11 protein-coding genes are annotated in these 17,970 nt (G+C 46.3%); 8 read left to right on the top strand and 3 right to left on the bottom strand.

What is annotated here, in order from left to right; all coding sequences use genetic code 11:
* The first annotated feature begins 181 nt into the window (after nt 1-181).
* The 3 genes from JGK16_RS10020 (at nt 182) to JGK16_RS10010 (ending at nt 2,719) form a co-directional block, all read left to right on the top strand.
* Nucleotides 182-1,264: an ABC transporter ATP-binding protein gene (locus JGK16_RS10020; protein ID WP_293182583.1), complete on the top strand. Its 1,083-nt coding sequence runs from the start codon at nt 182-184 to the stop codon at nt 1,262-1,264.
* Between the two features lie 486 nt (nt 1,265-1,750).
* Nucleotides 1,751-2,191, top strand: coding sequence for a DUF3574 domain-containing protein (locus JGK16_RS10015; RefSeq protein WP_293190425.1), 441 nt, complete (start codon nt 1,751-1,753; stop codon nt 2,189-2,191).
* Between the two features lie 258 nt (nt 2,192-2,449).
* Nucleotides 2,450-2,719 (top strand): hypothetical protein, encoded by a 270-nt coding sequence (locus JGK16_RS10010; protein ID WP_293182587.1) that lies wholly within the window; start codon nt 2,450-2,452, stop codon nt 2,717-2,719.
* Here JGK16_RS10010 and JGK16_RS10005 read toward each other — a convergent pair.
* Nucleotides 2,716-2,898 carry a hypothetical protein gene (locus JGK16_RS10005; protein WP_293182589.1) on the bottom strand — a complete coding sequence of 61 codons (183 nt, stop codon included), beginning with the start codon at nt 2,896-2,898 and terminating at the stop codon, nt 2,716-2,718. The two genes, JGK16_RS10010 and JGK16_RS10005, sit on opposite strands and share 4 nt — an antisense overlap.
* A 76-nt stretch (nt 2,899-2,974) precedes the next feature.
* Here JGK16_RS10005 and JGK16_RS10000 point away from each other — a divergent pair, with 76 nt between their 5' ends.
* Both JGK16_RS10000 and JGK16_RS09995 read left to right on the top strand, forming a co-directional pair.
* Nucleotides 2,975-3,487 (top strand): hypothetical protein, encoded by a 513-nt coding sequence (locus tag JGK16_RS10000; RefSeq protein WP_293190424.1) that lies wholly within the window; start codon nt 2,975-2,977, stop codon nt 3,485-3,487.
* A 518-nt stretch (nt 3,488-4,005) separates the two neighbouring features.
* Nucleotides 4,006-6,021 carry an ABC transporter ATP-binding protein gene (locus tag JGK16_RS09995; protein WP_293190423.1) on the top strand — a complete coding sequence of 672 codons (2,016 nt, stop codon included), beginning with the start codon at nt 4,006-4,008 and terminating at the stop codon, nt 6,019-6,021.
* Nucleotides 6,022-6,795: 774 nt separating this feature from the next.
* On the opposite strand, the gene JGK16_RS09990 is transcribed toward JGK16_RS09995, so the two are convergent.
* Complete coding sequence (locus JGK16_RS09990; protein ID WP_293182595.1) at nt 6,796-7,005, bottom strand: hypothetical protein; 210 nt, start codon at nt 7,003-7,005, stop codon at nt 6,796-6,798.
* A 151-nt stretch (nt 7,006-7,156) separates the two neighbouring features.
* On the opposite strand from JGK16_RS09990, the gene JGK16_RS09985 reads away from it, so the two are divergent.
* Nucleotides 7,157-13,423, top strand: a complete 6,267-nt coding sequence (locus tag JGK16_RS09985) for a PAS domain S-box protein (protein WP_293190422.1) — start codon at nt 7,157-7,159, stop codon at nt 13,421-13,423.
* A 290-nt stretch (nt 13,424-13,713) separates the two neighbouring features.
* Nucleotides 13,714-15,024 (top strand): cytochrome P450, encoded by a 1,311-nt coding sequence (locus JGK16_RS09980; RefSeq protein ID WP_293190421.1) that lies wholly within the window; start codon nt 13,714-13,716, stop codon nt 15,022-15,024.
* A 408-nt stretch (nt 15,025-15,432) separates the two neighbouring features.
* On the opposite strand, the gene JGK16_RS09975 is transcribed toward JGK16_RS09980, so the two are convergent.
* Nucleotides 15,433-16,029 (bottom strand): chorismate lyase, encoded by a 597-nt coding sequence (locus JGK16_RS09975; protein WP_293190420.1) that lies wholly within the window; start codon nt 16,027-16,029, stop codon nt 15,433-15,435.
* 275 nt (nt 16,030-16,304) lie between these two features.
* Between JGK16_RS09975 and JGK16_RS09970 the strand changes: the two genes are divergently transcribed.
* On the top strand, nt 16,305-17,927 hold the full coding sequence (locus tag JGK16_RS09970; RefSeq protein WP_293190419.1) for an NAD(P)/FAD-dependent oxidoreductase: 1,623 nt from the start codon (nt 16,305-16,307) through the stop codon (nt 17,925-17,927).
* The last annotated feature ends 43 nt before the right edge of the window (nt 17,928-17,970 follow it).

Below are 17,970 nucleotides of genomic sequence, written 5' to 3'. Positions count from 1 at the left end.
AATTAAATAATTTACACAAGTTTGTGGAATGGGCGTCCCGCCCGTCCAGAAAGAACGGGCGGGACGCCCATTCCACAAGAACAATAAAGATTGTAAGTTATTTAATTATCATTCCTAAGTTGATTCCTAGTGACGAATAACCAATAACCAATAACCAATAACCAATAACCAATAAAAAATCATGGCAAAACTGCAACTAAAAAACCTCAATAAAACCTACAGCCCCAAAGTTGTACCAGTAAAAGACATTAGCTTAGATGTCAGCGAGGGCGAATTTCTGACCTTGCTGGGGCCCTCCGGGTGTGGCAAATCTACCACGCTGCGGTTGATTGCAGGGTTGGAACAGCCGACTAGAGGCGAGATTAGAATTGGCGATCGCGATGTGACATATCTCAGACCGGGCGATCGGGATATTGCAATGGTTTTTCAAAGTTACGCGCTGTATCCGCACATGACAGTGTACGACAATATGGCATCCAGCCTCAAACTCCGAAAAATATCCGACAGCGAAATCGATCGCTTAGTGACAGAAGTTGCAGCATCCCTCGGATTGACCGAATTAGTCGATCGCAAACCGGGTAAACTATCAGGCGGACAGCGGCAGCGAGTAGCCCTCGGACGCGCCTTAGTGCGCCAACCAGCAGTATTTTTGCTCGACGAACCTTTAAGCAATCTCGACGCCTTATTGCGAGAAAAAGTTAGGGCCGAACTCAAACAATTGTTTTCATCCCAAAAAGCCCCTGTAGTGTACGTTACCCACGACCAAACCGAAGCAATGACACTTTCTACAAAAGTCGCAGTTCTCAACAGCGGCAGCATCCAGCAATTAGACCCGCCACACTTGATTTATAACCGTCCGGCAAATCAGTTTGTAGCGGGTTTTGTAGGCAGCCCGCAAATGAATTTGCTAGTGCTTAAATGCCAGGGAAATTTTGCGATGTTGGGCGATTCTGGAGTTCCGCTACCAAATCTGCCGACAGTCCCACCAGAGATTGTCTTGGGAATTCGCCCGGAACACCTCAGCTTTGCAGATGTAGAGGCCAGGAAGAAGCCAGATCCAGAGGCAATTAAAGGTGAGGTTTATTTAGTAGAAAACTTGGGAATGCAAAATTTAGTTAGCGTCCGAGTTAAAGGTTTGGAGTCAGTAACGGTGCGCGCTTTGCTCCCAAATGACCGTCAGTGGAGTTCCGAAATTGTCGAGCTGGTTTTTCCGTCTCAGTTGCTGCACTGGTTTGATGTCAAAACTGGCGATCGCTTGAAATGAAAATTTGGCCTGTATAACACGATCGATTGAAAATAGTCTAACCCTGTGCTGAAAAATACTATTTCTGCTTTTAACTAAGTTATGACTGTAGTAAGAGGTATAAGTATTTGGCTGCTGTTAAGGTGATATTTGTGCTTGAAAAAGCTAGTTGACTGGTATCATTTGCGATCGATCGCCATCACAAAAAAGGTTTGTAGTGCGGACTTAAGTCCGCAGTATAGAGGTTTTCAGAAAGATGAGGTATGACTGACAGCTTATATAATAATAAACAAAGAGGGCTGAAGCCCAACTACGTCCGCGAATCTTTTTAAGAAAGGCTATACAAACTAATCTGCACATTTTATGTTAAATTATATCGCGAACGGTAGCATCGGTATTGTGCGATCGCTCGGGCGGTGCCTCAGTACCAATAGTCTCATAGTCGGTAGTTAAAGATTTATCGCACTGGCGCACCCTACTACTTGTTTATTTATAGAAAATAATCACATGAAGAACAAACATCTTAACAGTCTTTGCTTGGCAGGCCTGCTGTTGCTCGTGCCGATTTGTCCGGGGACAATTGCCCGCGCTCAAATTTCCGAAACTTCCGATACTAACGCCAGTCCAAAAACCTTCCTCAAAGATGAACTGTATTTTGGCTTAACTAAACCCGGAGGCGAGACAATTTCTGAGTCAGAATGGCAGGAGTTTGTCAAGGAAGTTATTACCCCTCGTTTTCGGGAAGGGCTAACTGTATTAGACGGTTCCGGGCAGTTTCTCAACCAGGGCGGAATATTGATTCGAGAAAACTCTAAAATAGTTATTTTGATTTATGAAACTAGCCAGGAAAAAAATCGAGCTATTCAGGAAATTATCGAAAATTACAAGCGCAGGTTTCAGCAGGAGTCAGTGCTGCGGACGACCAGCGCAGTTAAGGTTTCTTTCTGATTAGCTCATCCAATCAGCGTTTTTATGATATTATTCCTAGTAATCAAGGTCATACCCTCAGAGATAAGTAGGGTGCATTCAACAGTTGACAGTTGACAGTTGACAGTTGACAGTTGAATTTTGACTGCTGACTGCTGACAGTTTAGGAGCGACCTCTACCCTTAAGTCAGAGAATTGGAATAATGAATAGTCTGATTTTAATTTCTCCCTCAAAGGGAGAGGCTTTCAACCAATTTTTTCTCGTAAAAATTATAATTTGTGGGTATCGATCGCACATTGCAAAAAGTCGCCAGAAAAACCAGCCCGGGAGAAAACAAAAATATGACGAACGATGGCAACCCAAAAGCCCAAGCGCCGGATAACGACGATGTACAAAAAAATTTGGACGGTATTGGGAAAGCTTTGATTGTGAGCGTGGCTTGGTCTTACGCAGAGGCATTGGAGCGAACAAAACGAGATCGAAAAGAACAGAAAGCTACGCCGGAATCTCAACCAGAATCTCAACCAGAATCTCAACCAGAATCTTAGACATCCGCCGCTGCGAAAACAGCGCAATTGCTTTCATCTACAGAAAAGCGATCGATCGCGCACCGGCGAACCATCACAATCATCGCGCTCGAACACATTGGAATCGACTTTTTCGGCAGATTCCCGAAATTGCAGCGGTTTTTATGCCATTTTACCTCAATATATTTTATTTTACCCAAAGAGATTTAAATTAAACAAAGTACGGTTTTATAGCTACAGTGTACAGAACAAACAACCAATTTTGAGATCGGTCTCATGTCTAATTCAAAAATGATTGGCAAAGCGATCGCAGGTGGCATTTGCTTCGGCATCCTCGCCAGCAGCTTCAACGGCGCGCAAGGCCCAGCATCCGCAGCAGCACCAACAATTGCCGAAGCAGCAGCCCCCGCCGCTAGCAATATCGACAAGCAACTTCTAGGTCAATGGCAAGGTACAATCCCCTCCGGTCAGTCTTTCACCTTCGTCTTTGCCCCAGAAGGCAAATTGTTCATGATGGGTAAATGCCCCGACGGAGCCCCCTGCGCCAAAGAAACGAGGTATAAAGTTAATCTCGCTGCAAAACCGATGCACCTGGATGTCAGCCTCAACAAGACCGAAACCGTTGAGACTGTTTTTGAGTTGACTCCCGAAGGTCAAATGCGCCTTCAGGTGGAAGGCACCAATCCCGGACTGCCAAGACCGAATTCCTTAAACGACCAGGCAACCGTGTTTAAAAAGGTCTCCGAGACCACTGCACTGCCTGCTGGCACTCAAGTCATCGGTTATTGAGGAAAATTCTTCCCCCGCATTCGGCAGTTAAGTAGTTCTGGGTTTTGAGTTTTGGGTGTTGTTATAGGCAGTTTTCAATTCTATGAAATATAGTAGGGAAACGGCATTGCACATTGGTGTCAACAACCAGCTCAAACCCAGTCACAGATGGCTGTTTGACCATTAAACTTAGATCCCCCCTTAGCTTGCCCCCTACTCCCCCTTAAGAAGGGGGGGACAAGAAGTTACTCAAAGTCCCCCTTCTTAAGGGGGATTTAGGGGGATCTAGACTTGGCATAAAACCCATATTTCTCAAGGGTTTCAGCCTTAAGTTGACACGCCTTGGGCGAAGCGTAGCGGAGGGAGTGCAGTGTCCCTACCGTAGCATCTGTATTTTTTTTACTAAGCGTGAAAATCACCATCAGTTAAAGAATTTAAAATTTAAAACTGAAAATTTAAGAGTTTCCCGCTGCCTTCTGTCTTTAACAGGCCCTGCTACAATCCACTTAATCTCCTTTTAACTTTTGCCATAGACTTCCATGAGTGAAACCGTCCTAGAAGTTCGCAACCTGCGGGTTGAATTTCAATCTGCGGACGCAGACAATGCGTCCGCAACAGTCAAAGCTGTTGACGGCATTTCCTTTGAGGTGAAGCGAGGGCAAACTCTGGGAATTGTCGGAGAGTCGGGTTCGGGAAAATCGGTAACATCCCTCGCTGTTATGGGTTTGCTGTCAAGTTCGTTAACGAAAATCCAGGGCGAAATATGGTTTTCTCCGACAGCAGATGGCGTTACCAAGCAGCCTGTGAATCTGCTGGAAATGCCCGATCGGGAAAAACAAACCTACCGGGGAAGCCAGATTGCGACGATTTTTCAAGAGCCGATGAGTTCGCTAAATCCCGTTTTTACGATCGGCTTTCAACTCACAGAAGCCATTTGTCTCCACCAAAAGATATCCCAGACAGCAGCGCGGCGCAAAGCTGCTTCGCTATTGCAAGAGGTGAAGCTGCTACCGGGGGACGAGGAACTGCGGCAGCGCTGTTTGGCTTTGCGGCAAGAAGCAGGTGCCCAGGACGATCGCGATTTCATGCCACAAGTCAACAGCCAAAAACAAGCTATGCTCGATCGCTATCCCCACGAACTCTCCGGCGGTCAAATCCAGCGCGTGATGATTGCGATGGCCATTTCTTGCAATCCCACTTTATTAATTGCTGACGAACCGACAACGGCCTTAGACGTAACCGTGCAAGCAACAATCTTAGCTTTGCTGCGCGAGTTGCGGGACTCTAGAGGCATGGCAATGATTTTTATTACCCACGATTTAGGCGTCATTGCTGAAATTGCCGATACGGTGGCGGTGATGTACCGAGGTAAAATTGTTGAATGCGGTGCGATCGAGCAAATTTTCAGCAATCCCCAACATCCTTACACAAAAGGTCTCTTAGCTTGCCGCCCAACTCTCGAACGCCAAATGCGCCGCTTACCGACAGTTTCCGATTTTATGGAAGTCACCACAAATGCTAGCGGCGAATTGGTAATTGTCGAGAAAAATGTCGATTTAGACGGCGACAGCAGCGGCGGACTTTCCACTTTTCCCACCGGAAAACCCCCTCGGCTGCCGAATATTTCCGAGCCTTTGCTAGCTGTTAATAACTTGCGAGTCGGTTTTCCGGTGCAAGGAATGTTTGGCGAAACTAAACGCTTGTTTATGGCGGTAAACGATATTTCTTTTGAGGTTTACCCGGGCGAAACTTTGGGTTTAGTCGGCGAATCTGGCTGCGGTAAATCAACTTTAGCGAGAGCATTGCTGCAATTAATTCCGATATCCAGCGGCAAAGTGTTTTTTGAAGGTCAAGAAATTACCCCTCCTACCAAAAGTAGTTCCCGAGGGCAGTGGATGGCTAATTATCGGCTCAAAAAAGAGTACGATCGCCAATTGCGCCGGCTGCGGCGCGATTTGCAAATTATCTTTCAAGACCCTTATAGTTCTCTCGATCCGCGCCTGAGTGTTGGAGAAGCGGTGATGGAACCGATGGTGATTCACAGCTTTGGCAAAAACCCGAAAGAAAAGCGCGATCGCGCCGCTTATTTGTTGGATAGAGTGGGTTTAAATCCCGATTTTATGCGGCGCTACCCCCACGAATTTTCCGGGGGACAGCGGCAGCGAATTTGTATTGCTAGAGCTTTGGCTTTGAATCCTAAGTTTATTATTTGCGATGAATCGGTTTCTGCATTGGATGTATCGGTGCAGGCGCAAGTTTTAAATTTGCTCAAGGAGTTGCAAACAGAGTTTGGACTGACTTATATTTTTATTTCTCACGATTTGAGCGTGGTCAAGTTTATGAGCGATCGCGCGATCGTCATGAACAAAGGTAAAATCGAGGAAATTGGCACAGCCGAGCGTATTTACCGCCAACCGCAGCAAGCTTACACGCGGCAACTGATAGCTGCTATTCCGGCGGGGAATTTGGAGCGCATTCGGCAACAGCAATTAGGTCGCCAATCTGCTTTGTCTGCTGCGAATGCGCCCCTATCGCCTGGGGATGAATCGCAATAAATGTGATATTATCTAGCTAGCTAAATTAACCCCGAGCCTTTGGCAGCATCGGACTAAATGCCTCATCCAACCAATTTGATTGTGGTGGTTTGATGGGATACAATTCTAACCAAATCCCAGAATTAAGCCTACACATGGATTGTACCAAGGTTTGTAGTGCGGACTTCAGTCCGCTTTATACTGCGGACTGAAGTCCGCACTACAAACCGTTTTTGTGATGGTAATCAACCGGACACGATATTAATACCAGATTGATAATTGTAGCAAGAGTTTTGTGAACTTGTATTAATACAGTTAAAAAAATCAAAATCCAAATTAAACACTTAACACTGGATTCTGCCTTCGGTATGGAGAATGTCCGGTTATAGCAATTTGCAACACTCGCGAAGTACAACGGATCCATTCCCAATTCCCAATTACCCGGGAACATAGGAGTTTAACTAACAACTCCTACCAACATCTTTTTATTTTTTTTTCATAAATCAACAGTCGATCTTCATTTTAACTTCACAATTAATAGGTAGTATGAAATTTGGTTGAATTTGACGGAGAGTGCGGGTTTTTCAACCAGCAGTCAGAGAGTTCCCCGCAGTATTTTAGTACATCAAACCGGGTCATAACTTACGCAAAAAGTGGTTTGACAAGATACTCTTACGCGGTAATGTGCTTCAGGCGCACTCTAGATAATTAAATTTTGCGTGCTGGACTAGCTAGATTAGGCCAAATGTCCAATGACCAACAGCAATATCTAGTCCATTATTAAAGATAAACCCTTTATGCCCTTACAAAAAATGATAAAAGCCGCACCGCAGCTAAAAAAATATTACTCGCTAATTCCGTAAATACACTTAATTTTATGGTTGTGTTGCATAAAATAAGGAAAAAATGCCAATGCTTGATTTCGCCAGCTAGAAAAAATTTACCCGAAAGAATTGGTTGAAAGCCCCAAGCCTGCTCGGGAGAAATTAAAATCAGACTATTCATTACTCCAATCCTCGGACTTAAGGGTAGAGGTAGCTCTCAAATAGTCAACTGTCAACTGTCAACTGTCAACTGTCAACTGTTGAAAGTATTTTAACATCTTTAGAGTTGTTTTTAAGTCTTAACTCATCAAAAATTAAACTTATTCAAAAAAATGAAAGATCTAGTTCATATAGAAGAATCACAAAACACTAAATTGTTTAAATTCCTGCAACTATTATTGATAAAATTAACGGCAGCAGTCACCAGCAGACAGAAGGCAGAATGCAGTATGCAGTATGAACAAACAATCAGCCTCGCGACGATCGCCTCAGGCAGTGTATTCTCAGTTGCGAGTGTGGTACTGCTTGTATTAAACGGGTTGCTGGTAACAGGCGGAGGCGATGGTTTGTGCAAGAGCCAACTCGCCCTGGGATGTTTGGCTGTAGCCAATATTGTCATGTTGGTGGTGTCCGCGCGATCGCACGCCTCTGCTGTCTGGGCCTACAACGATCGCCAAGAGAGCAAGTTCAACCAGGGCGATCGATTTTTTAGCCTGTCGCCAGATATGCTCTGCGTAGTTGCTTTTGACGGTTATATTAAGCACATCAACCCAGCAGCCGAAAAAATCCTCGGCTATTCCCCAGCCGAAATGGTGGGCAAACTCTTCATTGAATTCGTCCATCCAGGCGATCGCGAAACTACTCTAAAACAAGCTGAAAGGATTGCTGCGGGGAATAATATCGTTGGGTTTGAAAACCGCTGGCTGTGTCGCGAGGGGTCTTACAAGTGGATAGCCTGGACTGCTAGCCCTTTCTGCGAAGAAGAATTGATCTATGCTGTCGCCCGCGACGTTACCGATCGCAAACTCGCCCAAGAGTCGCTCCAGCACAGCAATTCAATCTTGCGTTCCGTGATTGAAAGCACGCCGGATGTCATTTTTGTCAAGGATATTCAAGGCCGCTACGCGATCGGAAATTCTGCCCTAGCTAATTTTTTTGAAAAACCTATTGAGGCAATTATAGGCAAAGACGATACAGAATTATTTCCCGCTGAAATAGCCAAAAGAATGATAGATTCAGACATCGAAATTCTAGCATCAAGAATACATTTCAATCAGGAAGAAAATCTCCATATAAATGGACAAATGCAAACATTTCTGACAGCAAAATGCCCTTGGTACGACTCGGAAGGAAATGCGATCGGCATCATTGGTATATCACGCGACATCAGCGATCGGAAAGCAATAGAAGCAGCACTACAAGAAAGTAACATCCTCTTTGAAAACGTCATCGAAAGTACAGGCGACAGCATTTTTGTCAAAGATATTCAGGGCCGCTACCTATTGGTCAATTCTACGGTTGCGGGCATGATTGGCAAGCCAAAATCAGAAATTTTTGGCAAAAATGATGCCGAATTATTTCCGCTGGAGATTGCGAATATGCTGGCGGAAAATGACCGCCGGATCTGGCAATCTGGGATTGAGGAAAGCATCGAAGAATTAGTAAAAGATAGTGAGGGCAACATCCTGACATTTCTTTCTACCAAAAGCCCTTTGCGCGATCGCTCTGGAAACATCACGGGCGTGGTGGGAGTTGCTCGCGATATTAGCGATCGCAAACAGGTAGAAGCCGCCCTGCGGCGCAGCGAAGAGCGGTTGCAGCTAGCTCTTTGGGGTTCCGACAGCGGAATGTGGGATTGGAATATAGTTACTGACGAAATGTATTGCAACCACGAGTACAGTGCTTTGTTGGGCTACGAACCAGACGAACTACAAGCAAATGCGATCGGTTTGTCACAGCTAGTTTATCCCGACGATTTACTGGTATTGAACCAGAAATTAAATGCCTATTTGGAAAATCCAGAAAATGGCTATGCTGTTGAGCATAGAATGTTAGCTAAATCCGGCGAATTTAAATGGATTTTGGCGCGGGGGAAAGTCGTAGAAAGAGATGAAAATAATGCTCCGGTGAGAATGATTGGCACTATTTCTGATATTGGCGATCGCAAACAAGCCGAAAAAGCTCTCCAAGAAAGCGAGCAAAAATATCGGTGTTTAACTGAAGCCACCTCCCAAATTATTTGGGATACTACCGCCGCAGGCGAAGTTGTCGCCGAACAAACAGGATGGAGTGCATTTACGGGAGCGACTTACGACGAAATTAAAGGATGGGGGTGGCTCAATAACATCCATCCCGACGACAGAGAATATACTGCCAGGATGTGGTCTGAGGCACTTGCCGATCGCACCTTATTCGCAATAGAACACCGCTTGCTGCGGCACGACGGCGAGTACAGGTATATGACCGTGCGCGGTATACCCGTATTGAATGCAGATGGCAGCGTTCGCGAGTGGGTTGGCATCCACTCCGACATTACCCCAGCCCGCCGCGCCGAGGCAGAAATGTGGCAGCAAAAAGAATTTCTGAGCAGCATCTACGACAGTGTGAACTACAGTATTTTCGTACTAGATGTCGGCGCAGACGAAGAATTTCGCTACGCCGGCTGGAATCGAGCAGCAGAGTTACTCAGTAACATCAGCAAGGAGGAAGGATGCGGCAAAACTCCAGAAGAACTTTTCCCAGCATCTACGGCAGCGTTTTTCCGGCAGAAATTAAGAGAATGCCTGCTAAAAAATAGCTCTCTTTCTTACGAAGAATCTGTTAGTCTTGAGACTCAAGAAGTCTGCTTTATCACAACTCTGACTCCGCTGCGAGACGAATTTGGGAAAATTTGTCGCATTGTGGGAAGTGCTACCGACATTACAAAACGCAAACAAGCCGAAGCACAATTGCGCGAACAAGAAGAATTTTTAAACAGCATCTATAACGGATCGAATCAAGTTATTTTCGTGGTAGATGTCGCCGCCGGAGAGTTCCGCTATGCAGGCTGGAATGCAGCTACAGAAGCATCTACAGGCATTTTGAGTGCTGATGTCAAAGGCAAAACTCCCGAAGAAGTGTTTCCCCCAGCAGTAGCAGCAAATTTTCGGCAAAGATACCTCGATTGTTTGGCCGCAGACAGCTCGATTTCTTACGAAAATAGCGCCGAATTGGCAGGTGTAGAAAATTGGTTTATCGTAACTCTGACGCCCCTGCACGATACCTCTGGCAGCATCTACCGAATTATTGGTAATTCCACCGACATTACGGCTCGAAAACTTGCAGAAGCAGCGCTGCAAGCTAGTCAGCACTTTGTTGAGCGCATTGCCAATACCAGTCCGAATATTCTCTATGTTTACGACGAAATCGAGCAGCGAAATGTGTATGCCAACCGCGAAATCACCGACCTCCTGGGCTATACAGTGGCAGAAGTTCAAGAAATGGGCAGCAATCTGTTGCCGACAATTATCCACCCTGAAGATTTAGCTAAATTTCCCAGATATATCCAGCAAATAGAAAATGCTCCCGACGGCGAGGTGGTTGAGTACGAATATCGGGTACTCGACAGACAAAATAGTTGGCGCTGGTTAGTCAGTCGCGATATTGTATTTAGCAGAACAGAGTCGGGCAAAATCCAGCAGCGTCTCGGTGTTGCTGCCGACGTTACAGATCGCAAATTCGCAGAACAAGCTTTAGCAGAACAATTGAAACTTTCTTCATTCACAGCAGATGTGGGAATTGCTCTGACTGAAAACCGCACTTTACCTGCAACTTTGCAAAAATGTACCGATGCAGTTGTGCGCCATCTGGATGCTGCGTTTGCTCGGATTTGGACGCTCAATGAAGAGGGAAATGTCTTGGAATTGCAAGCAAGTGCGGGGATTTATACTCACATTGACGGCGCTCACAGCCGCATTGCGGTCGGCGAGTTCAAGATTGGTTTAATCGCCCGAGAGCGACAACCTCACCTCACTAATTCTGTGCAAGAAGATGCCCGAGTCAGCGACAAAGAATGGGCGAAACGAGAAGGAATGGTGGCTTTTGCTGGATATCCGTTGATTGTTGACAATCAGTTGGTGGGAGTAATCGCCATGTTTGCTCGCCAGGAGTTGACGGAATCTACACTGATTTCTTTTGCGTCAATTGCCGATTCGATCGCCCTGGGAATCAAGCGCAAACAAACAGAACTTGCTCTCGCCGCCCAAAAGCAAACTTTGAGGGGAATTATTGACAATGCTCCCATCTGGGTGTGGATGGCAAATGCTAGCGGGCGGATGTTATTAGCCAACAAAACTTTCTGCGAAGATGTAGCTATTCCCGAAGAGAAGTTCTTAGCAGCCTCTCACTATTCCGAAGTTTTTGGATTAGAAGCATCTGCTAACTGCATGGTATCAGATGCACAAGCCTGGAGCCAAGATCCTCCCTGTTATTCTGAAGAATTGCTCCAGTTGGTTGACGGTGAATACCACCAGTTGGAGATAATTAAAACTCAGGTCAAAGATGATTGCGGTAATGCGATCGGCTTAATCGGTTTGGGTTTGGACGTAACGAAACAAAAAGAAGCTCAAAGACAGTTGCAAGAGTCGGAAGCGAGATTCCGCAAATTAGCAGAGCAGGAAGCGCTGCTCAACCAACTAGCTAGCAATATCCGCAAATCTCTGGATTTAGACACTATTTTGGCCACAACTGTGCAGCAAATACGTGAATTGCTGCTGCTCGAACGGTGCATATTTATCTGGTATATAACCAACGAAACATCAGCATTTTGGAATGTAGAATACGAGGCAAAAAATGATGAACTACCTTCCTTGCTGGGTGTATTTCCGGCTAACTTGACTGGTTCTAAAGCCGAGCGAATTGCCAATATTGAAATAATTCGGGTGGATGATTTTAAAAATGTTACCGATCCAGTAGAGCGGAATTTTTTCATGTGTATAGGATTACAGTCTATGCTGGACATTCCCATTCAGACATCTTCAGGTAAAATAGGGGTAATTTGCTGTAGCGCTTCTAGCAGCATCCGGTGTTGGAGCGATGAGGAAGTGGAACTGTTAGTGGCTGTGGGCAATCAATTGGCGATCGCCATTAATCAAGCCGAACTTTACGAAACATCTCGCCTCGTCGCCGCCGAAGCTTCATCAGCAGCCATGAAGCAAAAATTGCTCAACCAGTTAGGCAGTCAAATCCGCGCTTCTCTCGATTTAGATACTATATTGGCAACAACTGTACACCAAATTCGCGACTTGCTACAACTCGATCGCTGCTTGTTTATTTGGTATGTATCCGATGTCGAGATACCCGCTTGGGATGTCGTCCACGAAGCTAAAAATGATGACTTGTTCTCGCTTGTGGGTTATTATCCTGCTGACGTAACGGGGAGTCTGGCCCAAAAAATAGCCCAATCGGAAATCTACCAAATAGATGATGTTGCAAATTTGAGCGATCCCATAGAAAGAGAGTTCTTTTTGCAGTTGGGTTACAAGTCTGTCTTGGATTTGCCGGTCAAAAGTGCAGGGGGTTTAATTGGTGTTGTGGGCTGCGTGGCTTGTCGCGAGATGCGGAGGTGGACACAAGACGAAGTGGATTTGCTATCGGCAATTGGCGATCAATTGTCGATCGCCATCAGCCAATCCGAACTCTACACCCAAAGCGTCGATTCAGCCCGAATGGCGCGAGAACAAACTGCCCAACTAGAAGCAACTCTGTGCGAACTTAAGCTTGCTCAAACCCAGCTCGTGCAAGCAGAAAAAATGTCGAGTCTCGGTCAGATGGTAGCAGGAATTGCCCACGAAATCAATAACCCAGTCAGCTTTATTTTCGGCAATCTTACCTACACAGAAGAATACACCACAAACCTGATGAAACTGCTGCAAATGTATCGAGATGAATACCCGGAACCGACCGCAGCTATTCAGGAGGAAGTAGAGGCATTAGAGCTAGATTTCTTGTTAGACGACTTGCCAAAAATGCTGTCTTCGATGCAGGTGGGAGCAACTCGCATCCGAGATATCGTGCGGAGTTTGCGAAATTTCTCTCGCCTTGATGAATCTGAAATGAAAAAAGTTAACATTCACGAAGGCATCGACAGCACGTTGATGATTTTAGAACACCGTCTGAAAGTTCAGCCCGTTAGCGCAGCGGGTACGGAGTACCATCGCCCAGCAATTCAAGTCGTTAAAGAATACGGACAATTGCCGCTGGTAGAGTGTTACGCCGGACAATTGAATCAGGTGTTTATGAATATTATAGCGAATGCAATTGACGCTTTACAAGAACCGCTTCCAAATTCAGCAATTATCCGCATTTCTACAGAGGTAGAAGGTAATTTTGCTGCGATTAGAATTGCTGATAACGGTGCAGGTATCACCGATCAAGTCAAGCAGCGGATATTTGATCCGTTCTATACTACAAAACCGATCGGTTCGGGGACGGGAATGGGTTTGGCGATTTCTCATTCTATTATTGTCGAAAAACACAAAGGTGAAATCAAGTGTTTCTCTGTGGTGGGGAAAGGCACTGAATTTACGATCAAGATTCCGATTCAAAGAAGAGAAAATTAAATAGGTTCTATAGGGTTAACTCTTAGGTACGTAGTTGCGCTTCAGCGCTCTTTCGGGTGCATCTGGCGCAAGGCGAATATATCCGTATGGGCTATAGCATGACCTCGGTGAATATGAGATGATAACTAATAACTTATATGCGATCATGCTTCGCCCTCTTCCTTGCGCCAGATGCACCCGCTCTTTCATATGTATAAAAGCGCTGAAGCGCAACAACGTACCTTTATACAGTTGCGTAAATTCAGTTAATATGATATGAACAATCTAAAATCTGAAATCTAAAATCTAAAATGGCATTACCTCCAGGCACTTTCAGTTTACCGCTAATTGGCGATACCCTCAACTTTTTGCAAGATTCCCAATTCGCCAAAAAACGACACCAGCAGTACGGGCCAATTTTCAAAACCAGCATCTTCGGACAGCCTACCGTGTTTGTGTCCGGCTCAGAGGCGAATTTGTTTGTTTTAAGCCATGAAAATCAATATTTTGTTATGAGTTGGCCTCCGAGCATGAAAGCGCTTTTAGGGCCGCTTTCCTTGGCGCTGCAAACGGGTTCGGAACATCAAAATCGGCGCAAGCTGCTGTACCAAGCGTTTCAACCGCGAGCTCTGGCGGGCTACATCGGCGGGATGGAAGATATCACTGGGCGCTACTTGGAAAGATGGACGCAGATGAGCGAGTTTGCGTGGTATCCCGAACTGAGAAATTATACTTTTGATGTTGCTAGTAAGTTGTTAGTTGGGATTGATGCTGGTTCGGAGACGGCGCTGGGACATTATTTTGAAACTTGGTGCGAGGGTTTATTTTCGATTGCTTTAGATGTGCCGTGGACTAAGTTTGGAAAGGCGAAAAAGTGCCGAAAGTTACTGTTATCAGAACTTGAAAAGATTATTCGCGATCGCCAACAAGATATGGGAGAAGGGAATGATGCTTTGAGTTTGCTGATTTCGGCTCGCGACGATGACGGAAACAATTTGAGTTTGGAGGAGTTGAAAGATCAAGTGCTGCTGCTGTTGTTTGCGGGACACGAGACTTTGACTTCGGCGATCGCCTCTTTTTGCCTTCTCCTAGCTCAAAACCCCGATGTGATGGCAAAAGTTCGCGCGGAACAACAGCAGTTTTCGGCAACTGAACCGCTAGACTTGGAACAGCTCAAACAAATGACTTATTTGGAGCAGGTGATGCGAGAAGTGCTGCGGTTGGTTCCGCCGGTGGCAGGCGGTTTTCGTCAGGTAATTCAGGCTTGCGAGTTCGGCGGCTACGAAATTCCCCAGGGTTGGAGCGTGCTTTACGAAATCAATCAGACGCATCAGGATAGCTCAGTTTATCCCGAACCCGATCGCTTTGACCCCGATCGATTTAGTTTGGAGCGATCGACAAATGCTAAACCTTTCAGTTACGTGCCCTTCGGCGGCGGTTTGCGGGAATGTTTGGGGAAAGAATTCGCGCGGTTAGAGATGAAACTGTTTGCGGCGAGGATGGTTCGAGAGTGCGAATGGGATTTGTTACCGGATCAAGATTTGAATTTAATCCGAGTACCGACTCCACACCCGCGTGACGGTTTGCGAGTGAAGTTGCGGCGAAAAATTGCAGGTTCGTAGTGAGGACTTCAGTCCGCATTCAGGTTCGTAGTGAGGACTTCAGTCCGCATTCAGGCTCGTAGTGAGGACTTTAGTCCGCATTCAGGTTCGTAGTGAGGGGAGCATCTCAGTTTTGCATTTATAGTGCGAGCGTCCCCGCTCGCGTATGCTACAAATCGCGAGCGGGGACGCTCGCACTATAATAAAAAAAATGCTTTTTGCAAAATTGAGATGCTCCCAAGCGTGAGGACTTTAGTCCGCATCTATCCGAGGACTAAAGTCATCACGCTCCGGTGCATTTGGTTTTTGAAGAGGGCGAAGCATGACCGCAGATAAGTTATTAGTTATAATCTCATATTGACCGCGGTCATGCTTCGCCCCTACAAATATATTTGACAAACCCAGATGCACCTGCGATCGCCTACAATATTACAACTCCATCGGCCCCAAATACTTAGTCAAATAAGGCGAAAACACCTCATAAATCAGCGTCAGCGGCTTCCCGTGATGCCAAAACAAATAGTGTCGCCCCCAAAAAGGCCCCGACTCTTGAAAAGCAGCCTCCAAAGCCACCGACTCACCGCAATAAATACCTTGCACATCGCGATACAATTCTGTCCGCAGGCGCGCTAAACTTGCCCAAATTGGCAAAGATTTATTTTCCAAATATTCATCTACGTGACTCGCTTCCCACCAAGAAGTCGCGTAGGCGAGGCGCTGTCCCGAAGCAGTCCGCAGCCACACTTGGCGGCGCAGGCGCGGCCCGGGAACCGCGACAATTTGTGGCGGCGCGCCGTCTGCATCCTCACCCACTAAGGACATATCGATCACATCTACTTCTGTGGGTTCCCCTGTCAGCAGTTGCAGGTGACGGGTGGGGGAACCGTCGCCGAGGAGCAGTATTTGCCATGCCGGTGCTAGCTTGGTGTGGGGTAAACCCTTCTGTACTGCGTCTTCTGCTCCTTCCCACAGGGGGTTGAGAGCGTGCCAGGTTTGGCTGTTTTTTGGTGTAAATGTTGCAGTCAAGGGTCTTTACAAAACTTAATTTTTTGTTTATTATAACGCTTCTGCAATCTACAGTTTAAATCTGTTTAGAAACGGGTTCTCCGGCCCGTTCCACAATAAAATTGAGTTTTTGTGGAACAGGCATCTTGCCTGTTTTGAGAATGTTACGGGCTCTCCGGTCCGTTCCACAATAAAATTGAGTTTTTGTGGAACAGGCATCTTGCCTGTTTTTGAGAATGTTACAACATCTCAGTTAAATCCATTACCCAATCCGTTGCCGAACTTCTTTGCCCTATATGTTACGAATAACCGAAATAAAACTTCCCCTCGATCATCCTGAAGATGCGATCGCCAGCGCCATAGTCAAAAAGCTGCAAATTCCCCCCGAAGAATTGCTCAGCTATACCATCTTTAAGCGCAGCTACGATGCTCGTAAAAAAGCACAAATCGTCCTTGTCTATATTGTGGATGTCGAGACAACACAGGAAAACGAACTTCTGCAACGCTTCAAAAAAGACCCTCATGTCATGGTGACGCCAGACACGAGTTATCGCTATGTAGCCCGAGCCCCCAGCAATTTGACGACAGTTCGGCCCATTGTGATCGGTACGGGGCCGTGCGGTATGTTTGCAGGGCTGATGCTGGCACAAATGGGGTTTCGCCCGATCCTTTTGGAACGTGGCAAAGCTGTGCGCGATCGCACGGCTGACACCTTTGGATTTTGGAAGAAAAAAACTGAATTCAACCCAGAATCTAACGCCCAGTTTGGCGAAGGCGGTGCGGGAACTTTTTCGGATGGGAAACTTTACAGCCAAGTTAAAGATCCTCAGCATTACGGGCGCAAGGTGCTGACAGAACTTGTGAATGCGGGTGCTTCACCGGAAATTTTATATATTAATAAGCCGCATATTGGTACGTTTAAATTGGTGGGAATTGTCCAAAGTATTCGCGCCCAAATTGAATCCTTAGGCGGTGAGATTCGGTTTCAAACTCGTGTCGAAGATATTCATATCGAAAATGGCAAAGTGCAGGGAATTACTACAGCCAGCGGAGAATATATTGCTAGTAATTATGTAGTTCTGGCGGTGGGACACAGCGCCCGCGATACTTTTGAGATGTTATTCTCGCGCGGTGTTTACATTGAGGCTAAGCCTTTTTCGATTGGTTTTCGGGTGGAACATCCCCAAAGTGCGATCGATCGCTGTCGTTTTGGCGATCGGGCGGGCCACAAGCTTTTAGGTGCCGCCGATTACAAACTGGTTCACCACTGTGCAAATGGTCGTTCTGTCTACAGTTTCTGTATGTGTCCCGGCGGTTTGGTAGTGGCGGCGGCGTCGGAACCGGGGCGACTTGTGACGAATGGGATGAGTCAATATTCTCGCAACGAACGCAATGCTAACAGCGGGATTGTGGTGGGTATCACGCCGGAAGATTATCCGGGTCATCCGTTGGCGGGAATTGAGTTTCAGCGTCGCCTAGAAGAACGGGCATTTGAGTTAGGAGGTGGCACTTACAACGCCCCTGGGCAGCTTGTGGGAGATTTTTTGGCGAATCGCCCTTCGATCGCCCTAGGCGCTGTGCAGCCTTCTTATACGCCCGGAGTTGTGATGACTGATTTGAGCGAAAGTTTGCCGGATTTTGCGATCGTAGCCATCCGCGAAGCACTTCCGGCTTTTGACAAACAAATTAAAGGATTTGCGATGGATGATGCGGTTTTGACTGGAGTGGAAACGCGCACTTCTTCACCAATTCGGATCAAGCGCAAAGACGATTATCAGAGTTTGAATACTGAAGGGCTTTATCCTGCGGGGGAAGGTGCGGGATATGCGGGTGGAATTCTGTCGGCGGGGATTGATGGGATTAAGGTGGCGGAGGCGGTTGCTTTGAGTATTTTACAATCTTTAAAGCACAAAGTTTGAGGTAGGATTAACTAAGATTTTGCACAATGTCAATTAGCCTTTT

Source organism: Microcoleus sp. PH2017_09_SFU_O_A (assembly GCF_020738625.1).
Lineage (GTDB): Bacteria > Cyanobacteriota > Cyanobacteriia > Cyanobacteriales > Microcoleaceae > Microcoleus.
The sequence above is the reverse complement of the archived record's forward strand: the minus strand, read 5'-3'. Positions and strand labels throughout refer to the sequence as shown.

Coding starts and splice junctions, on each gene's coding strand:
- JGK16_RS09970 (WP_293190419.1), top strand. CDS start 16,305: ATGTTACGAATAACCGAAATAAAACTTCCCCTCGATCATCCTGAAGAT.
- JGK16_RS09990 (WP_293182595.1), bottom strand. CDS start 7,005: ATGAATAGTCTGATTTTAATTTCTCCCGAGCAGGCTTGGGGCTTTCAA.
- JGK16_RS10015 (WP_293190425.1), top strand. CDS start 1,751: ATGAAGAACAAACATCTTAACAGTCTTTGCTTGGCAGGCCTGCTGTTG.
- JGK16_RS09985 (WP_293190422.1), top strand. CDS start 7,157: ATGAAAGATCTAGTTCATATAGAAGAATCACAAAACACTAAATTGTTT.
- JGK16_RS10000 (WP_293190424.1), top strand. CDS start 2,975: ATGTCTAATTCAAAAATGATTGGCAAAGCGATCGCAGGTGGCATTTGC.
- JGK16_RS10020 (WP_293182583.1), top strand. CDS start 182: ATGGCAAAACTGCAACTAAAAAACCTCAATAAAACCTACAGCCCCAAA.
- JGK16_RS09995 (WP_293190423.1), top strand. CDS start 4,006: ATGAGTGAAACCGTCCTAGAAGTTCGCAACCTGCGGGTTGAATTTCAA.
- JGK16_RS09980 (WP_293190421.1), top strand. CDS start 13,714: ATGGCATTACCTCCAGGCACTTTCAGTTTACCGCTAATTGGCGATACC.